We start from the raw sequence: 15,440 nt of genomic DNA, 5'->3' as shown, positions 1-15,440 counted from the left end.
CTAAGAACGCGGTCCCGTTCCGTGCGCGGCCACCCAGTCGTCCACCAGCGCGCACAGCTGGTCCAGCGCCTCCTCCGCACGCTCGCGCTCGCCGGTCGTGAGGAAGTCGATCTGCAGCCCGGTGTACGCCGAGTTGGCCAGCGTGGAGATCCGCAGCGCGTCGGCCTCCGGGACGCCTCGATCGCGCAGCAGGCCCGCCACGAACTCCGACCGGTCCGCCAGCAGCCGGGGCACGGGCCCGGGGAGCCTGCCGCCGGCCGCCAGGCCCTCGATCTCGTGGATCAGGCGGGCGACCGGCAGGTTCTCCTCCCGCGCCTGCCAGTCCCAGGTGCGGCGGATGATCGTGCCCACGCTGTCGGAGCCCGACCAGCCAGGCAGCGCGCGCAGCCATTCGCGGTGCCGCTCGTCCAGGCGCTCCATGGTGGCCGAGAGCAGCGCCTCCTTGTCGGAGAAGTGGTGGGTCAGCACGCGGGTGGACTTGCCCAGGTGCTCGGCCAGCGGGCGCATCGACAGGGTCGAGAGGCCGTGTTGGGCCAGGTAGTCGACGATCTGGTCGAGCAGTTCTGCCCGGCGGTGCGGGTCGGCGGTCCTGGCCATCGGCGAAATCCCTTTGAGGTCGCTGGGGTTACGACTGTTACCCTATATGGGAAACGACTGTTACCCTTATTGGGGGATACCCATGCCCGCGTGGCTGCTCGCCCTGGTCTTCACCACGTTCACCCTCGCCACCGACGACTACGTGATCGCGGGTGTGCTGCCCGAGGTCTCCGCCGACTTGGGGGTCAGCGAGGCGGCGGCAGGGCAGCTCGTCACCGCCTTCTCACTGGCGTTCGCGCTGGGGGCGCCAGTGGCCTCCGTGGTGAGCGCCACCTGGTCCCGGCGCGGGCTGCTCACCTGGGCCCTGGCGCTGTTCGCGGCGGCGAACTGGGCGGCGGCGCTCACGACGTCCTACGCCGTCCTCATGGGGCTGCGCGTGCTGGCGGCCTTGGCCGCAGCGGCCGTCGTGCCCGCCGTGTACGCCCTGGCGACCTCGCCGGCGCACGAAGAGCGCCGAGGCCGATACCTGGCGCTGGTGATGGGCGGGATGACCGGCTCCCTCATGCTCGGCGTGCCCATCGGCACGTGGGTGGGCGGCGCGTTCGGCTGGCAGGCCACGTTCGGGCTCGGCGGGCTGCTGGGGCTGGCCGCCCTGGTCGCGATCAGGGCGACGCTGCCCGAGTCGCCCCCGGCGGCCGCCATGCCGGTCAGGGAGCGGCTGGCGCCGCTGGCCCGGCCGCGGGTGCTGCTCGGGCTGCTCGGGGTCGTGGGGATCGTGCTGGGCAGCATGATGCTGATGACCTATCTCGCGCCGTTCCTGCGGGACCTGGCCGGGGCCGGGCCGGCGGAGCTGGGGTGGGTGTTCGCGCTGGCCGGGCTCGCCGGGCTGGCGGGCGGGCAACTCGGCGGGTGGGCCGCCGACCGGTGGGGCGCCGACCGGGCGCTGATCGCGGGCATCGCCGGGTTCACGGCGGTGATGGGCCTGTTCGCCGTCTGCTGGGCACTGCGGCCACTGCCGCTGCTGGCGCTCCTGCCGCTGCTGCTGGTGTGGGCGGCCGTGTCGTGGTGGATCCCGCCGACCGCGCAGGCCCGGCTGCTCGCCCTGGCCGGCCCGGCCGGGCCGCAGGCGCTGGCGCTCAACGGCAGCGCCGTCTACGTCGGGGTCTCCGGCGGTGGCGCGATCGGCGGGCTCGTTCTGGAGAGCCACGGAAGCGGCCGGCTCCCCCTGGCGGCGGCCGTCGTCGAGCTGGCCGCCCTCGCGCTCTTCTGGGCGGCGGCGAACAAGGCAAGGAGGCGCCCAGGCGGGCGGTTGATGATCGGGAAAGGCTGCGTCGGGGCGGCGGGGGAGACCATAATGACGGGCGAGGAGTAGGCCTGGCGGAAGGCTGAGCGGGGCATGCCGGAGATCACAGGTTTACGCGGGGGCGACCCCGCCGAGATCGGCGGATATCGGCTGACGGGCCGCCTGAGCTCGAGCGTGTACGCCGGACGGTCCCGCTCCGGCGAACCCGTGGCCGTCAGGCTGCTGCCGGCGGAGATGGAGCCTGAGCCCTTCCTGCTGGCCATGGAGCGGCTGCAGGGCGTCTCCGCCGTCACCACCGCGCAGATCCTGGCCACCGGCCTGCTGGGCGAGCAGGCGTACGTCGTCAGCGAATACGTCGAAGGCCCCGCGCTCGAAGAGGCCGGGGGGAGCCTGAGCGAGGTGGGGCTCCACAGGCTCGCGGTCGGCACCATCACGGCGCTGGTCGCGATCCATCAGGCCGGGCTCGTGCACGGCGACATCCGGCCCGGCAACGTGCTGCTCGGCCCGGACGGGCCGCGGCTGATCAACACCGGTCTCGAGCAGGCGATGACCGAGGCGACCATCTCCACCCGCAAGGTCGCCGTGCCCGCGTACACCGCGCCCGAGCGGCTGCGGGGCGCCGTGGCAGAGCCGCCCGCGGACGTGTTCTCCTGGGCTGCCACCATGGTGTTCGCCGCGACGGGGGCGGCCCCGTTCGACGGCGGCTCCATGGCCGCGACGGTCGATCGGATCGTCCACGACGCGCCCACGCTGCCCGGCAACCTGGGCGAGCTGCACGGCCTGATCGTGGCCTGCCTGGACAAGGAGCCGGCCCGGCGGCCCGGCGCCAGCGAGGTGCTGTTACGGCTGGTGGGCCAGACGTTGTTCCTGACCGGGCAGGTGCCGCCCGCCCCCCGGCCGCCCGCCCCGCAGCCTCCGCTCCCCGTCCCGCCGCTCGCGGTGGCCGGGCAGGAGACGAGGCCGCCGAGCCGTGGCGGCCGGGGGTTGGCGGCGCTGGCCGCGGCGTTCGCGGCCGGGGCGCTGCTCTCCGGAGCCTCCGTGTACGTGCTGGTCGACGAGCCGGCGCCGGTCAGGACAGTCGCCGCCACCACACCCGCGCCGAGCACCACGCCCACCGTCACCTCCTCGCTGACGCAGGTGCCGGTGGAGAAGGTGGAGGCGAAGGCCGCCACCGACACCAAGCTCCCGGTGGTCGGCGCGACCCTGCACGAGAACCCCAAGGACTCCGTCAGGCTGGCGGCCTATCTGGAGGTCGCCGGCAAGTACACCAGCTACGTCAGGGACAGGTCGGGCGCCTTCAAGGCCGTCGGCATGGCCGAGGAGCCGATGGTCTCGCCCGACGGCGACTGGGTCGCGCTCAACCCGTGGCTGAAGTTCCAGAACGCCGAGATGGACCAGGTGAAGTTCACCAGACTGTCCACCGGGGAGAGCTTCACCGTCGCCACGGTCAAGAAGCCTCTGCAGACCATGATCCCGGCCTGGTCGCGCGACGGGCGCAGGCTGCTGCTCTCGGTCGTCGACAACGGCAAGCCGCAGCGGATCGTCGGCTTCGTCCTGGTCGACGTGGCCGCCAGGAAGGCCGTCCACGTCGAGACGGCCTTCACCGACAACGCCTCGCTCAGCTTCACCTTCACCCCCGACGGCAGGATCGCCAAGGCCTACTTCGACGGCAAGACCAACGGGATCGACTTCTACAGCGACTCGGGCCAGGTGACCAAGTCGATGCACTGGGTGGGCCTGCCGCGGGACCGCGACTGGTACTCGCCGTCGGGCAAGCAGTTCGTCACCGTCTGTCCGGGCGGCAGAAAGGACCTGTGCGTCTGGAACGCCGCGACCGGCGACAGGCTGAAAACGGTGCCCCTCGCCGACTCGGAGGGCAACCTGCTCGGCTGGTTCGACGAGTCGCACCTGCTGGTGCAGGAGCCGGGCAAGAAGAAGGAAACGGCCCAGGTCAAGATCATCGATCTCGTCGGCAAGACCGTCCGCGTGCTCGCCGACGTGAACCCGCGCAAGGCCTCGTTGCAGTTCGCCGCCGTGCCGCGATGATGAGAGCGCTGATCGCCGGCGACCCCGCTCAGGTGGGCGGGTACCGCATCGTGGGCCGGCTCGGCGAGGGCGGCCAGGGGGTGGTCTACCTCGGTGAGGCGCCCGAAGGGCGGCGGGTCGCGGTCAAGATGCTGGGGACCGGGCTGGACGGCCCCGACGCGCGGACGCGCTTCCGGCAGGAGATCGGGTACGCGCGCCGGGTCAAGGCGTTCTGCACGGCCCAGGTGCTGGCCAGCGGCGAGCTGGGCGGCCTCCCGTACGTGGTGAGCGAGTTCGTCGACGGGCCCTCGCTGGCGGAGGCGATCCGGGAACGCGGCGCGCTGCGCGGAGCGGAGCTGCGCAGGCTCGCCATCGGCACGCTGACCGCGCTGTCGGCCATCCACCAGGCGGGCGTGGTGCACCGGGACTTCAAGCCCGGCAACGTGCTGCTCAGCAGGGACGGGCCGCGGGTGATCGACTTCGGCATCTCCAGGGCGCTGGAGGAGTCGGAGCTCGAGGGGGACCACCTGGTGGGGACGCCCCCGTACATGGCTCCCGAGCAGTTCGGCGGGCGGCCGGCGGGGCCGCGGGCCGACATGTTCGCCTGGGCCGCGACCATGGTGGCCGCCGCGACGGGCACCCCGCCGTTCGGGACGGGCGACGTGCCCGCGCTGATCAACCGGATCCTGTACGCCGAGCCCGAGCTGGGCGGTCTCGACGACGAGCTGCGGGAGCTGGTGATGCGGTGCCTGGCCAAGGACCCGGAGGCCCGCCCCACCGCGGCGCGGGCGCTGCTCGGTCTGCTCGGCCACCAGGTGCCGGAGCAGCGGCTCCTGGCCGAAGGGCAGCAGTCCGCGACACCGCCCCCCGGTCGGCCTCCGGGCCCCGCCCGCCGGTGGTGGCTCGTCGCCGGGGCCGTGACGGCCGCTCTGGCCGTGACGGCGGCCGTGCTGCTCACCCGGCCGACGCCCGGCGCGCCCACCCCCACCTCCGCCGCCGCACCCCTGCCCGCCCCGCGGGCGGGGCGAATGGCGCTCACCTCGACGGCCGAGTCGAAGATCCCGGACACCCGGATCACGCTGTACGAGAACGCGGCCGACCCGGTCTGGGTGTCGTCGTACCACGACCAGCGCGACGGCACCGGCTACCCCTCGTATGTGCGGGACGCGGCCACGGGGACCTTCGGGTACTTCGGGGGCTTCGAGGAGCCGATCGTCTCGCCCGGCGGCGGCTACGTGGCCTCGCTCTCGGCCACCCGCCTCCGCAAGTCGGACTTCGAGACCGTCTGGATGCGCGAGCGCGCCACCGGCCAGGACCGGCACGTCCGTACCGTCGACAAGCCCGACACGCTGTTCCACCCGAGCTGGTCGGCCGACGGGCGGCGATGGCTGGCCACCGTCGTCGAGGACCGCGAGCGGGACCGCGTCGTGGGCTTCGCGATCGTGGACCCGGTCGCGGGCACCGTCAAGGTCACCGAGGCCGTCGGCGGGAGCGAGGTCAAGTTCGGGTGGGGCGCCGACGGCAGGAGCGTGGTCCACGGGATGCCCGGCGGGGCCGTGCGGGTGCTGGATCTCGAAGGCAGGCCGGTGCGGACGTTCACGGGGGTGGGCGAGCTGTACGCGGGCAGCATGGCCCGCACCACGCTCGGGTCAATCTTTGCCACGAAATGCCCAGAAATTTCGGTAAATGTCTGTTTCTGGGATGCGGAGAGCGGCGGCAGAAAAGGCGTGGCCCGGCTGCCGAAGGGCGGCGCCTTCCACGGGTGGCTCGACGACGCCCACTTCCTGGCCAGCGTGCCCGACGGCAGGAACACCGACGTGGTCCTCGCGGACGCCACCGGCCGCACCGTGCGGAGGCTGGCCGCCGGGCCCAAGGGGGAACTCGCCAAGGTGGTGCTCTGGTTCACCCGGAAGTGATCAGTCCCAGGCGGCCGGGTCGGCGGCGAGCTGGCGGACGCGCTCGGGCAGCGCCCCGGAGGCGACCTGTTCGAGCGTCACTTCCTCCAGGATGGCGCGCTCGGTGGCGCGCAACGCGATCCACACCTGCTGCAACGACTCGGCGGGCCCCCGGTAGCCGACGTGCTCGGGCCGCTCACCGCGTACGTTGGCCAGCGGGCCGTCCACGGCCCTGATCACATCGGCCAGCGAGATGTCGGCGGCGGGCCTGGCCAGCACATAGCCACCTTCAGGCCCACGCTGCCCGCGCACGAGCCCGGCACGCCGCATCTGCAACAGGATGTTCTCCAGGTATTTGGGTGGCATGTCCTGTTCCTTGGCGAGCTCGCCCACGGTAGTCGGGCCTGCACCGGCTGCGGCGAGTTCGGCGGCGGCGCGGAGGGCGTAGTCGACACGAGCGGAAAGGCGCATGTTCTCGATTATCCCCCCTGGTCAACACTGGTTAGGCGCAAGCTCGTCAGAACGGGCACGCGATCCGAATGCACCCGATGGTGAGAGCGCTAAACTTCCAACAACCTTTTCGATAACAGCGGTTCTCATGAGACGGCGGAATTCAGCGTGGAGCGACGTCCTGGTGTGCCCAGACTGCTCAGGGAGATCAACGACCGGGCCGCGCTGGACCTGCTGCTTGCCACAGGCCCCATGACGCGCGGCCAGATCGGCGATCTGACCGGCCTGTCCAAGGTCACGGCCTCGCAGACGCTGGCCAGGCTGGAGGAGCGCGGCCTGGTCGAGGTGGTCGGCGCCCAGGCCGGCGGGCGGGGGCCCAACGCGGCCCTCTACTCCGTGATCCCCTCCAGCGCGTACGTGGCCGGTCTGGAGGTCGGCCCCGAGCTGATCTCCACCGCGGTCGCCGACATCCACGGCCACACGATCGCCGAGGTCACGGTCGACCCCGGCGGCCACGACGACCCCGTCTCGGTGGTCCACGGCGCGATCGTCAAGGCCTGCCGCAGCGCCAAGATCAGCCTGTCGAAGCTGCGCGGGGTCGTGATCGGCACGCCCGGCGTGGTCGATCCGCGCAGCGGCGACGTGCGCTTCTCGTTCGACCTGCCGGGCTGGCACGAGGGCATCCACGAGGCCCTGGCCGGCGACCTGCGGCGCGAGGTGACCATCGAGAACGACGTCAACCTCGCCGCCATCGCCGAGCGCGCCGACGGGGCGGCCAAGGGGCTCGACGACTTCGTCCTGCTGTGGTCGAGCCGCGGCCTGGGCCTGGCGATCATGCTCGGCGGCAGGCTGCACCGGGGCCGCTCAGGCAGCGCGGGCGAGATCGGTTACCTGCCGGTGCCCGGCGTGCCGCTGCCCGAGGACGTCCGCACCGAGCCAGGGCGGCTGCCGTCGCTGGCGGGCGGCCTGCAGTCGCTGGTCAGCGCCGAGGCGGTGGCGGAGCTGGCCCAGGCGTACGGGTTCGCGGCCGGGAGCGCGGGCGAGTGCGTCAAGGTCGCGATGGCGGCGGGCGCCGAGGGCGAGCCGCTGCTCGACGAGATCGCCAACCGGCTCGCCCTGGGCGTCGCCGCCGTGTGCGTGATCCTCGACCCCGGCCTGGTCGTGCTGGGCGGCGAGGTGGGCCACGCCGGCGGATCCGCGCTCACGTCCCGGGTGGAGGAGGCCGTGGCCGGCATCTGCCCGGTACGCCCCCAGGTCGTGACCACGAAGGTGACCGACGCCAACCCGGTCCTGCGCGGCGCCGTGCTGGCCGCCCTCGACCAGGCCCGCGAGGAGCTGCTGGCGCCTTAGGCCGTGCGCAGCCCCTCGACCAGGCCCGCGAGGAGCTGCCGGCGCCTTAGGCCGTGAGCAGCTCGATCGCGGCCTGGGCGTTGGCCCTGGCGGCCCCGTACGTCGCGATGTAGGCGGCGCTCTCGGGGCGCCACACGGGCAGCCCCATCTCGATCACCGTCGCGTCCGGGCGGGCCGCCACCAGCGCGGAGACCAGGTCCTGGCTCGCCCGGTGGCGGTGCGCGTCCTTGACCACCACGACCAGGGACCGGTTCACGGCCTTGGCCAGCAGGCCGGGGATGTCGGCGGCCGCGGGCTTGACCCGGACGATCTCCGCGTCCGGCAGCCACGGGCCCACACCCCACGGCACGTCGCCCACGGCGATCGTCGGCGGGGTGTCCACCTCGACCACCAGGGGCTCGACCAGGGGCTCCGTCGCTCCGGTCAGCCGCACGGCGCGGCGCGCGGCATGCAGGCCGACCACGTTCTGCTCGGCGGCGACGGTCGCGGGCGCCCCGAACCACGCCCGCAGCGCCGCCACCCGCGCCGCCGCCTCCTCCAGCCGGGAAAGCCGGAGGCGACCCTCGCCCACCGCGGAGACGATCTCCGCGATGATGGCCTGCACGTCGTCGTAGGTCGGCAGCGGCCCGAGGCACAGCAGGTCGGCCCCGGCCGCGAGCGTCAGCACCGCGCCGCCGGCCAGGCCCACGCTCCTGGTGATCGCCTGCATGTCGAGCGCGTCGGTGATGACCACGCCGTCGTAGCCGAGCTCGCCCCTCAGGAGCCCGGTGAGCGCGGCGCTGGACAGCGTGGCGGGCGTTTCGCCCGTCACCGCCGGCACCGCGACGTGCGCGGTCATCACCGACCTGGCCCCCGCGCCGACCGCCGCGCGGAACGGCGCCAGCTCCCGCTCCCGCAGCACGTCCAGGTCCACGTCCACGACCGGGATCGCCAGGTGGGAGTCCACCCGGGTCGCGCCGTGGCCGGGGAAGTGCTTGACGCAGGCGGCCACGTTCACCGACTGCAGGCCCTGTACGGCCGCCACCGTGTGCCTGGAGACCAGCTCCGCGTCGGCCCCGAACGACCTGGTGCCGATCACCGGGTTGTCGGCCTCGGTGTTGACGTCGGCGCTGGGCGCCATGTCCAGGTTGATGCCGCAGGCGGCCAGCTCCGAGCCGATCGCGCGATAGACCCGGCGGGTCAGCTCGACGTCGTCCACCGCGCCGAGCGCCGCGTTCCCCGGGTACGGGCTGCCGACGTGGTACGCCAGCCGCGTCACGTCGCCGCCCTCCTCGTCCAGCGAGATGACGGGCTCACCGGCGCCCCGCAGCGCGGTGGTCAGGTCGCGTACCTGGCCGGGGTCGGCCACGTTGAAGCCGAAGAGCGTGACGCCGCCCAGGCCCTGCTCCAGCTCGCGCAGCACCCATTCGGGCGCCACGGTGCCCTGGAAGGCTACGAGCAGCGTGCCGGCCGCGAGACGGCGCAGCCCCCGATCACTCTGACTCATGGCTCCTCATCTGTTTTCGGGCCCAGAAAATGAGCAGGGTCGAACAAGGCATTCGCCCCTGCGGATGTCAGCCCTTCACAGCCCCGGCGACCAGGCCGGAGACCATGCGGCGTTGTACGAGAAGGAAGAAGATGACGACCGGGATGGTCATCATCGTGGAGCTGGCCATGATGGCGCCCCAGTCGGTGCCCTTCTGCCCGAAGAAGTACTGCAGGGCGAGGGGCATCGTGTATTTGGTCGGGTCGTTGATCAGGTACAGCGCCATGATCAGCTCGTTCCACGCGGTGATGAACGAGAAGATGCTGGTCGCGACCAGACCCGGGGCCACCAGCGGGAAGAGCACCTTCCAGAAGGTGGTGAACCGGCTCGCGCCGTCGATCCAGGCCGCCTCCTCCAGCGACTTGGGCACGGCGGCGACGAACGTGCGCAGCATCCAGATCCCGAACGGCAGCGTCAGCGCGACCTGCGTGACGATCAGCCCGAGCAACTGGTCATAGAGGCCCAGCCGCTTGACGCCGAGGAACAGCGGGATGAGCAGCGCCTCGGACGGGATCATCTGCGCGACGAGCAGCAGCGCCAGGAACGGCGTGCGCCCCTTGAACCGGAACCGGGCCACGGCGGTGGCCGACAGCAGCGCGAAGACCGCGCCGATCAGGACCGTCCCGAGCGCGACGATCGCGCTGTTGCGCATGTAGAGCCAGATCGAGTGCCCGGCCACGCCGTCGGTGAGCACCCGCGTGATGTGCTCAAGGGTGAAGTGCGTGGGGAACGGGATGAATTCGGTGGTGAAGATCTGGTCGTTCGCCTTGAAGCCAGTGGAGACCATGAAGTAGACGGGGAAGATCGCCGCCAGGAAGACCAGCACGCCTGCCGCGTTGAGCGCGACCTTCCCCAGGCGCCTGCGGGCCAGTGGGCTCATCACAGCTCCTCCTGCTTGAACATCTGGCGGATGTAGGCCGCGGTGACGATGAGCAGGATCACGGTCAGCACCACCGCGATGGCCGCGCCCGATCCCATCTTCGGCGGGGCCTTGAACGCCTCGGTCACCGCGTACATCGACAGGTTGTACGCCTCCCGGTTGGTGGTGCCGGCCAGCACGTACAGCTGGGCGAAGACCTTGAAGTCCCAGATGATCGAGAGCACGGTCAGCACCGCGAACACCGGCTTCAGCAGCGGGAAGGTGATCTTCCTGAACGTGCGCCACGGGCCCGAGCCGTCCACCTTGGCCGCCTCGTACAGCTCGGCCGGGATGCCCTTGAGCCCGGCCAGCACCGAGACCGCGATGAACGGGAAGCCCGCCCAGACGACGCAGATGATCAGCACCATGTAGATGGACCAGGCGTCGTTGAGCCACGGCTGGCCGGTCCAGTCGGCCCGGCCGAACAGGGCGTTGGAGAGCCAGTCGGGCAGCAGGTTGAGCGCCCAGTTGACGATGCCTCGCTCGGCGTCGAACAGCCAGCGCCAGATGACGCCCTGCGCCACCGGCGGGACCGCCCAGGCGAACATGATGCCGATGATGACGAACAGCGACATTTTCTTGCCGAGCCGGTGCAGCAGGATGCCGACGGCGGTGCCGAGGATCAGCGTGAGCGGCACCGCGATCACCGCGAACACCACCGTGTTGCGCAGCGAGGACCAGAAGATGTCGTTCTCGAAGACCTTGGTGAAGTTCTCGAGCCCGACCCAGGTGGCCGGCTTCTTGCCCGAGATCTGGACGAGGCCCACCTTCTGGAAGGAGATGATCACCATCTGGATCAGGGGCCACAGGAGCAGCGCCCCGATGACCAGCAGCCCCGGGATCAGCAGGACGTAGGGGATCGACCAGGCGGGCAGCCCGCTGGCTCGCGGTGGACGGTGTGAGCGGCGCCGTCCCGGGGTGGAGGTGTTGCCTCCGCCCCGGGCGAGCGTTGACGTGTTCGTCATAGGTTTCAGGAGGCGTTGAGGATGTCTTCGAGTTCCTTGTTGGCCGCGGCCAGCGCGTCATCCGCGCTCGCCTTGCCCTCGATGACCTTGCGGGCCGCGTTCTGCAGCACCGCCTTGGTCTCGTTGGCCTCCGTCCACTGCGGGTCGGCGGGGAAGGCCTTGGCCTTGGCGAAGGCGGCGGCGAACGGCGCCTGCGCCGGGTCGCTGGACAGGGCCGCCAGAGCGTCGGGGTAGACGGGGAGCAGGCCGCCGTCGGTGGCGTACTTGACGCCCCACTGCTTGTTGGAGGCCAGCTTCACGAACTCCTTGGCCGCGTCCTTCTCCTTCGCGGAGCCCCACACGGCGATGTCGTTGCCGCCGAGGAACGACTGCGCCTCGCCGCCGTCCTTGGACGGGAGCGGGAAGAAGGCCAGCTTGTCACCCTTGAGCTTGCCCTTGCTGTCCTGCTCGATCCCCGGCAGGTCCCACGACGCGGTGAGGTACATGCCCACCTTGTTGTTGGCCATCCTGGTGCGGATCTCGGTGGTGTTCTGGTTGAGGCGCGACTTGCCGGACAGGCCGTCGGTGACCAGGCCGGTGTACTGCGCGAAGCCCGCCTTGAAGCCGGGGTCGGTGAGCTTGCCGACCCACTTGTCGGCCTCCTTGACGGCGTAGTCGCCGCCGGCGGTCCAGGCGAGGGCGCCGAGCAGGTGGTTGGCGTCGGAGCCGCCGTTGAAGGCGAAGCCGTCGACGTCCTTGCCCTTCTTGGCCTGGATCTTCTTGGCCGCGGCCACGAGCTCGTCCCAGGTCTTGGGGATCTCGATCTTGAGCTCCTTGAACCAGTCGGCGCGGTAGAGCACCGCCCGGCTGCCGCCGCCCCACGGCACGGCGTAGGTCTCGCCGTCGATGGTCTCCAGCCCCATGAGGTTCTTGGGGATCTGGGCCTGGTCACCGGCGGCCACGATGTCGGTGATCGGCTCCAGGGCCTCCTGGCTCTGCCACAGCGGGACCTGGTCGTTGCCGATCTCCGTCACGTCGGGCCCGGTGCCGCCGGCGGCCGCGGCCGTGAACTTGTCATTGACCTGGGGCCAGGGGATCCACTCGACGTTCACCTTGGCGCCGGTCTCCTTCTCGAACTCGGCGACCAGCTCGTCGGTGTACTTCTGGGCGGCGGGGTTGGTGTCCCCGAGGCGCCAGAACGTCAGCGTCTTGCCGGCGTACTTGGGGCCGCTGCTGGCAGGTGCGGCGGCGCTGGGTGAGGACGAGGGGGTCTCGCTCGAGCCACAGGCGGCCAGACCCAGGGCCAGCGCGGCCGTGCTGACCGTAGCGGCTGTGATCTTCGCGATCCTCACAGGGTTCTCCCTTCCCGGGTGCCGGCCCACGGTCCGCACCAGGCTGATCGTCAATGTCGAACAACGCTGCTAAACTAACAAGAAACTTTCTTAAAAGAAACGCCCGTTAGCCATTCGTGACGAGAGGGGTGCGGTAATGAGTCGAAGCCCGGGAGTCCCCCGGCTGCTGCGCAGGTTGAACGATCGCGCGGCACTCGAGCTCCTCCTGGTGGACGGTCCGCTCACCCGGGCCGAGCTGGGGGAACGGACCGGGCTCTCCAAGGTAACCGCAGGTCAGCTGCTGGCCCGCCTGGAGGAGCGGGGGCTGGTCGAGGTCGCGGGGGAGCGTGCGGGGGGCAGGGGGCCGCACGCCGCCCTGTACACCGTCGTCCCCTCCAGCGCGTACGTCGCCGGCCTCGAAGTCCTGCCCGACAGCCTCAGGGTCGCTGTGGCGGACATCACAGGCAGGGTGGTCGTCGAGATCACGCTCAACCCGTCCGACGGCCGCGACCCGGTCAAGGCGGTCCACGAGGCGGTGCAGCGCGCCTGCGACACGGCGAACGTCAGCCTGTCGCGGCTGCGCTCGTTCGTCATCGGCACCAGGGGCGTGGTCGACCCGGACACGGGCGACGTGCGCTGGTCGTACGACCTGCCGGCCTGGCACGTCGGCGTGCTGGCCAGCCTGCGCGAGACGCTGGGCGCGTCCGTCACCATCGAGAACGACGTCAACCTGGTCGCGCTCGCCGAGCACAAGTACGGCGCCGCCGTCGGCCACGACGACTTCGTGGTGATCTGGGCCGGTGTCGGCCAGGGCCTCGGCGTCATGCTGGGCGGCAGGCTGCACCGGGGCATCAGCGGGGGAGCGGGCGAGATCGGCTGGCTGCCGGTCCCCGGCGAGCCGCTGCCGACGGACGTCTCGAAGCCGCAGTCGGGCTCGTTCCAGCGCCTGGTGGGCCACGACGCGCTGCGCGGCCTGGCCGACCGGCACGGCGTGGCCGGCAGGACGGTGCCCGACCTGGTGCGCGGCGGCGACGAGGGCTACCTGGACGAGGTGGCCGGGCGGCTGGCCGTGGGCGCGGCGGCGGTGACCGTCGTGCTCGACCCCGGGCTGATCGTGCTCAGCGGCGACGTCGGCCGCGCGGGCGGCGCGCGGCTGGCCGCCAAGGTGCAGGAGGCGGTGGCCCGCATCTGCCCCAGCCGGCCCACCGTGGTGACGACTCGGGTGGCGGGCAACCCCGTGCTGCGCGGGGCTCTGGTGGCCGCCCTGGAGCAGGCCCGGGAGCAGGTCTTCTCCGATACTGTGTGAGAATTTCTGCTCATGTGGCAGTCCCCTGACGATGTCGTGCTCATCTCCGACCCCCGGGTGACCGCGATCCCCGTGCGGGAATGCGGCGAACCGCTGGCCGACGTGCGCGGGCGGCTGCGCTTGGACACGCGGCTGGCGGACGACGAGGGCGCGTACGCGCACCTGCGCTCCGGCCTGCTCGACCGGCTGGAGCGGGCTGAGCGCTCGCTGCCCGACGGGTTCCACCTGCTCGTCGTCGAGGGCTACCGGCCCATCGCCACCCAGCGGCAGATCTTCGACACGTACCGTGCGGAGCTCCACACCACATTCCCCGAAATCTCCCCCGACGAGTCATATATCGCGGCGAGTCGGTATGTGTCCCCGGTTGAAGTCGCACCCCACACCGCCGGCGCGGCCGTGGACCTGACCCTGTGCGACCCCGACGGCGTCGAGCACGACATGGGGACCCAGGTCAACGACAACCCGGAGCAGAGCGACGGCGCCTGCTATACGGGCGCGCCCAATATCTCCGCCGACGCCCGCTCCCACCGCAAGCTCCTCGCCGCCGCCCTGGAGCCCGTCGGCCTGGTCAACTACCCCACCGAGTGGTGGCACTGGTCGTACGGCGACCGCTACTGGGCCATGTCCACGGGATTTCCCCACGCCCACTACGGGCCCATCTAAGCAACCGTTTGCTTGAGGGGTTTTCCCCGGGGCGCGCGCAGGGCACAACCTTCAGTCGGAGGGTTTTGGACTCCCAGCGAGGTGTGGGCATGGTTCCGTTGATCGGGATCGAAGAGGAATACCTCGTAGTCGATCCCCGCACCCGCCACGTGGCTCCCCGAGCGGCCGATGTCCTGGCCGCGGCGACGGATGTGCTCGACGTGGTGCAAGAAATCACCAGGTTCCAGGTGGAGGCGCGCACGCCGCCCTCCGCCGACCTCAGCGAGCTCGGCTCGCAACTGCGTTCCGCGCGGCAGGAGGTGGCGTCCGCCGCCCGTTCGTGCGGACTGGCCGTCGTCGCGAGCGGCATCCCCGTGCTGGGGAACGTCATGCTGCCGCCGCTCGCCGACGACGATCGATATCACGAAGGGAGGACGCTCTATCGAGCGCTTCACGACGAGATCAGCATCTGCGCCCTGCACGTGCACGTGGACGTGCCCGACGAGGAGCACGCCGTCTACGTCGGCAACCACCTGCGTCCCTGGCTGCCCACGCTGATCGCGCTGGCCGCCAACTCGCCGTTCTTCGTGGGCCGCGACACCGGCTACGCGTCCTGGCGGGTGATCAGCTGGGGCCGCTGGCCGGTGTCCGGCGCGCCGCCGTACTTCCCGTCGTTCGGCGACTACGAGCTGGCGGTGCGCGCGCTGACGGACTCGGGCGTGCTGCTCGACGCCAAGACGGTCTACTGGGACGCCCGGCCGTCGTCCCGGCTGCCCACGGTCGAGATCAGGGTGGCCGACGTGCCGCTCGACGTGAGCGACAGTCTCACCCTGATCGGGCTCATCCGCGCGCTGGTCGTGACCGCGCTGGCCGCGGTGGAGCGGGGTGACCGTGGGTTGCCGATCCCGGCCGAGGTGCTGCGCGCCGCCTACTGGCGCGCGGCCCGCTACGGCCTGATGGGCGACAGCATGGACGTGCGGCACGGCACCCTCGTGCCCGCGCCGGTGATGGCGGGCCGCCTCCTGGAGCACGTACGCCCGGCGCTGGCGGAGGCCGGCGACCTGACGTTCGTCCAGGAGGGGCTGGACCGGCTGCTGAGCAAGGGCTCGGGAGCCATGCGCCAGCGCCGGGTCCATGCCAGGGGCAACGACCTGGCCGACGTGGTGGACGACCTCATCGAGGCCACCGTCGCGTAGCCGGGCCGCCCGACGCA

At 71.5% G+C, this 15,440-nt stretch carries 13 protein-coding genes; 7 read left to right on the top strand and 6 right to left on the bottom strand.

Translation table 11 applies throughout. The features are described 5' to 3' along the window. Window positions 1-597, bottom strand: coding sequence for a TetR/AcrR family transcriptional regulator (locus ACIBQ1_RS07065; RefSeq protein WP_397275141.1), 597 nt, complete (start codon window positions 595-597; stop codon window positions 1-3). Window positions 598-679: 82 nt separating this feature from the next. On the opposite strand from ACIBQ1_RS07065, the gene ACIBQ1_RS07060 reads away from it, so the two are divergent. The 3 genes from ACIBQ1_RS07060 to ACIBQ1_RS07050 are packed head-to-tail and all read left to right on the top strand — an operon-like array spanning window position 680 to window position 5,781. Further along, window positions 680-1,909 (top strand): MFS transporter, encoded by a 1,230-nt coding sequence (locus ACIBQ1_RS07060; RefSeq protein WP_397275139.1) that lies wholly within the window; start codon window positions 680-682, stop codon window positions 1,907-1,909. A gap of 24 nt (window positions 1,910-1,933) precedes the next feature. Next, on the top strand, window positions 1,934-3,886 hold the full coding sequence (locus ACIBQ1_RS07055; RefSeq protein WP_397275137.1) for a protein kinase: 1,953 nt from the start codon (window positions 1,934-1,936) through the stop codon (window positions 3,884-3,886). Further along, a complete protein-coding gene (locus ACIBQ1_RS07050; protein ID WP_397275135.1) occupies window positions 3,883-5,781 on the top strand; it encodes a protein kinase in 1,899 nt (632 codons plus the stop codon). The genes ACIBQ1_RS07055 and ACIBQ1_RS07050 overlap by 4 nt, the downstream gene beginning before the upstream one ends. On the opposite strand, the gene ACIBQ1_RS07045 is transcribed toward ACIBQ1_RS07050, so the two are convergent. Then, on the bottom strand, window positions 5,782-6,231 hold the full coding sequence (locus ACIBQ1_RS07045; RefSeq protein ID WP_387565158.1) for an RrF2 family transcriptional regulator: 450 nt from the start codon (window positions 6,229-6,231) through the stop codon (window positions 5,782-5,784). A gap of 147 nt (window positions 6,232-6,378) precedes the next feature. Between ACIBQ1_RS07045 and ACIBQ1_RS07040 the strand changes: the two genes are divergently transcribed. Beyond that, on the top strand, window positions 6,379-7,560 hold the full coding sequence (locus tag ACIBQ1_RS07040) for an ROK family protein (RefSeq protein ID WP_397275133.1): 1,182 nt from the start codon (window positions 6,379-6,381) through the stop codon (window positions 7,558-7,560). A 46-nt stretch (window positions 7,561-7,606) separates the two neighbouring features. Here ACIBQ1_RS07040 and ACIBQ1_RS07035 read toward each other — a convergent pair whose 3' ends face one another. The 4 genes from ACIBQ1_RS07035 to ACIBQ1_RS07020 all read right to left on the bottom strand — a co-directional run bounded on the left by ACIBQ1_RS07035 (window position 7,607) and on the right by ACIBQ1_RS07020 (window position 12,300). After that, complete coding sequence (locus ACIBQ1_RS07035) at window positions 7,607-9,046, bottom strand: glycoside hydrolase family 3 protein (protein WP_397275132.1); 1,440 nt, start codon at window positions 9,044-9,046, stop codon at window positions 7,607-7,609. A gap of 67 nt (window positions 9,047-9,113) precedes the next feature. Continuing rightward, entirely contained in the window at window positions 9,114-9,965 is an 852-nt protein-coding gene (locus ACIBQ1_RS07030; RefSeq protein ID WP_397275131.1) for a carbohydrate ABC transporter permease, read from the bottom strand. Continuing rightward, entirely contained in the window at window positions 9,965-10,969 is a 1,005-nt protein-coding gene (locus ACIBQ1_RS07025) for a carbohydrate ABC transporter permease (protein ID WP_397275129.1), read from the bottom strand. The genes ACIBQ1_RS07030 and ACIBQ1_RS07025 overlap by 1 nt, the downstream gene beginning before the upstream one ends. A gap of 5 nt (window positions 10,970-10,974) precedes the next feature. After that, window positions 10,975-12,300: an extracellular solute-binding protein gene (locus ACIBQ1_RS07020; RefSeq protein ID WP_397275128.1), complete on the bottom strand. Its 1,326-nt coding sequence runs from the start codon at window positions 12,298-12,300 to the stop codon at window positions 10,975-10,977. Between the two features lie 136 nt (window positions 12,301-12,436). Between ACIBQ1_RS07020 and ACIBQ1_RS07015 the strand changes: the two genes are divergently transcribed. From ACIBQ1_RS07015 to ACIBQ1_RS07005, 3 genes are all read left to right on the top strand, one after another. Then, entirely contained in the window at window positions 12,437-13,585 is a 1,149-nt protein-coding gene (locus ACIBQ1_RS07015; protein WP_397275126.1) for an ROK family protein, read from the top strand. 12 nt (window positions 13,586-13,597) lie between these two features. Then, window positions 13,598-14,248 (top strand): M15 family metallopeptidase, encoded by a 651-nt coding sequence (locus ACIBQ1_RS07010; RefSeq protein ID WP_397275125.1) that lies wholly within the window; start codon window positions 13,598-13,600, stop codon window positions 14,246-14,248. 89 nt (window positions 14,249-14,337) lie between these two features. Beyond that, complete coding sequence (locus tag ACIBQ1_RS07005; RefSeq protein WP_397275123.1) at window positions 14,338-15,423, top strand: glutamate--cysteine ligase; 1,086 nt, start codon at window positions 14,338-14,340, stop codon at window positions 15,421-15,423. Window positions 15,424-15,440: the final 17 nt, after the last annotated feature.

The sequence above is a fragment of the Nonomuraea sp. NPDC050153 genome (genome assembly GCF_044460125.1).
Classification (GTDB): Bacteria; Actinomycetota; Actinomycetes; order Streptosporangiales; family Streptosporangiaceae; genus Nonomuraea.
This window is presented reverse-complemented; position numbering and strand designations above follow the sequence as displayed.

What these genes read in the sequence shown, in the direction of transcription:
- ACIBQ1_RS07065 (WP_397275141.1), bottom strand. Translation starts at nt 597, where the DNA reads ATGGCCAGGACCGCCGACCCGCACCGCCGGGCAGAACTGCTCGACCAG.
- ACIBQ1_RS07060 (WP_397275139.1), top strand. Translation starts at nt 680, where the DNA reads ATGCCCGCGTGGCTGCTCGCCCTGGTCTTCACCACGTTCACCCTCGCC.
- ACIBQ1_RS07055 (WP_397275137.1), top strand. Translation starts at nt 1,934, where the DNA reads ATGCCGGAGATCACAGGTTTACGCGGGGGCGACCCCGCCGAGATCGGC.
- ACIBQ1_RS07050 (WP_397275135.1), top strand. Translation starts at nt 3,883, where the DNA reads ATGATGAGAGCGCTGATCGCCGGCGACCCCGCTCAGGTGGGCGGGTAC.
- ACIBQ1_RS07045 (WP_387565158.1), bottom strand. Translation starts at nt 6,231, where the DNA reads ATGCGCCTTTCCGCTCGTGTCGACTACGCCCTCCGCGCCGCCGCCGAA.
- ACIBQ1_RS07035 (WP_397275132.1), bottom strand. Translation starts at nt 9,046, where the DNA reads ATGAGTCAGAGTGATCGGGGGCTGCGCCGTCTCGCGGCCGGCACGCTG.
- ACIBQ1_RS07030 (WP_397275131.1), bottom strand. Translation starts at nt 9,965, where the DNA reads ATGAGCCCACTGGCCCGCAGGCGCCTGGGGAAGGTCGCGCTCAACGCG.
- ACIBQ1_RS07025 (WP_397275129.1), bottom strand. Translation starts at nt 10,969, where the DNA reads ATGACGAACACGTCAACGCTCGCCCGGGGCGGAGGCAACACCTCCACC.
- ACIBQ1_RS07015 (WP_397275126.1), top strand. Translation starts at nt 12,437, where the DNA reads ATGAGTCGAAGCCCGGGAGTCCCCCGGCTGCTGCGCAGGTTGAACGAT.
- ACIBQ1_RS07010 (WP_397275125.1), top strand. Translation starts at nt 13,598, where the DNA reads ATGTGGCAGTCCCCTGACGATGTCGTGCTCATCTCCGACCCCCGGGTG.
- ACIBQ1_RS07005 (WP_397275123.1), top strand. Translation starts at nt 14,338, where the DNA reads ATGGTTCCGTTGATCGGGATCGAAGAGGAATACCTCGTAGTCGATCCC.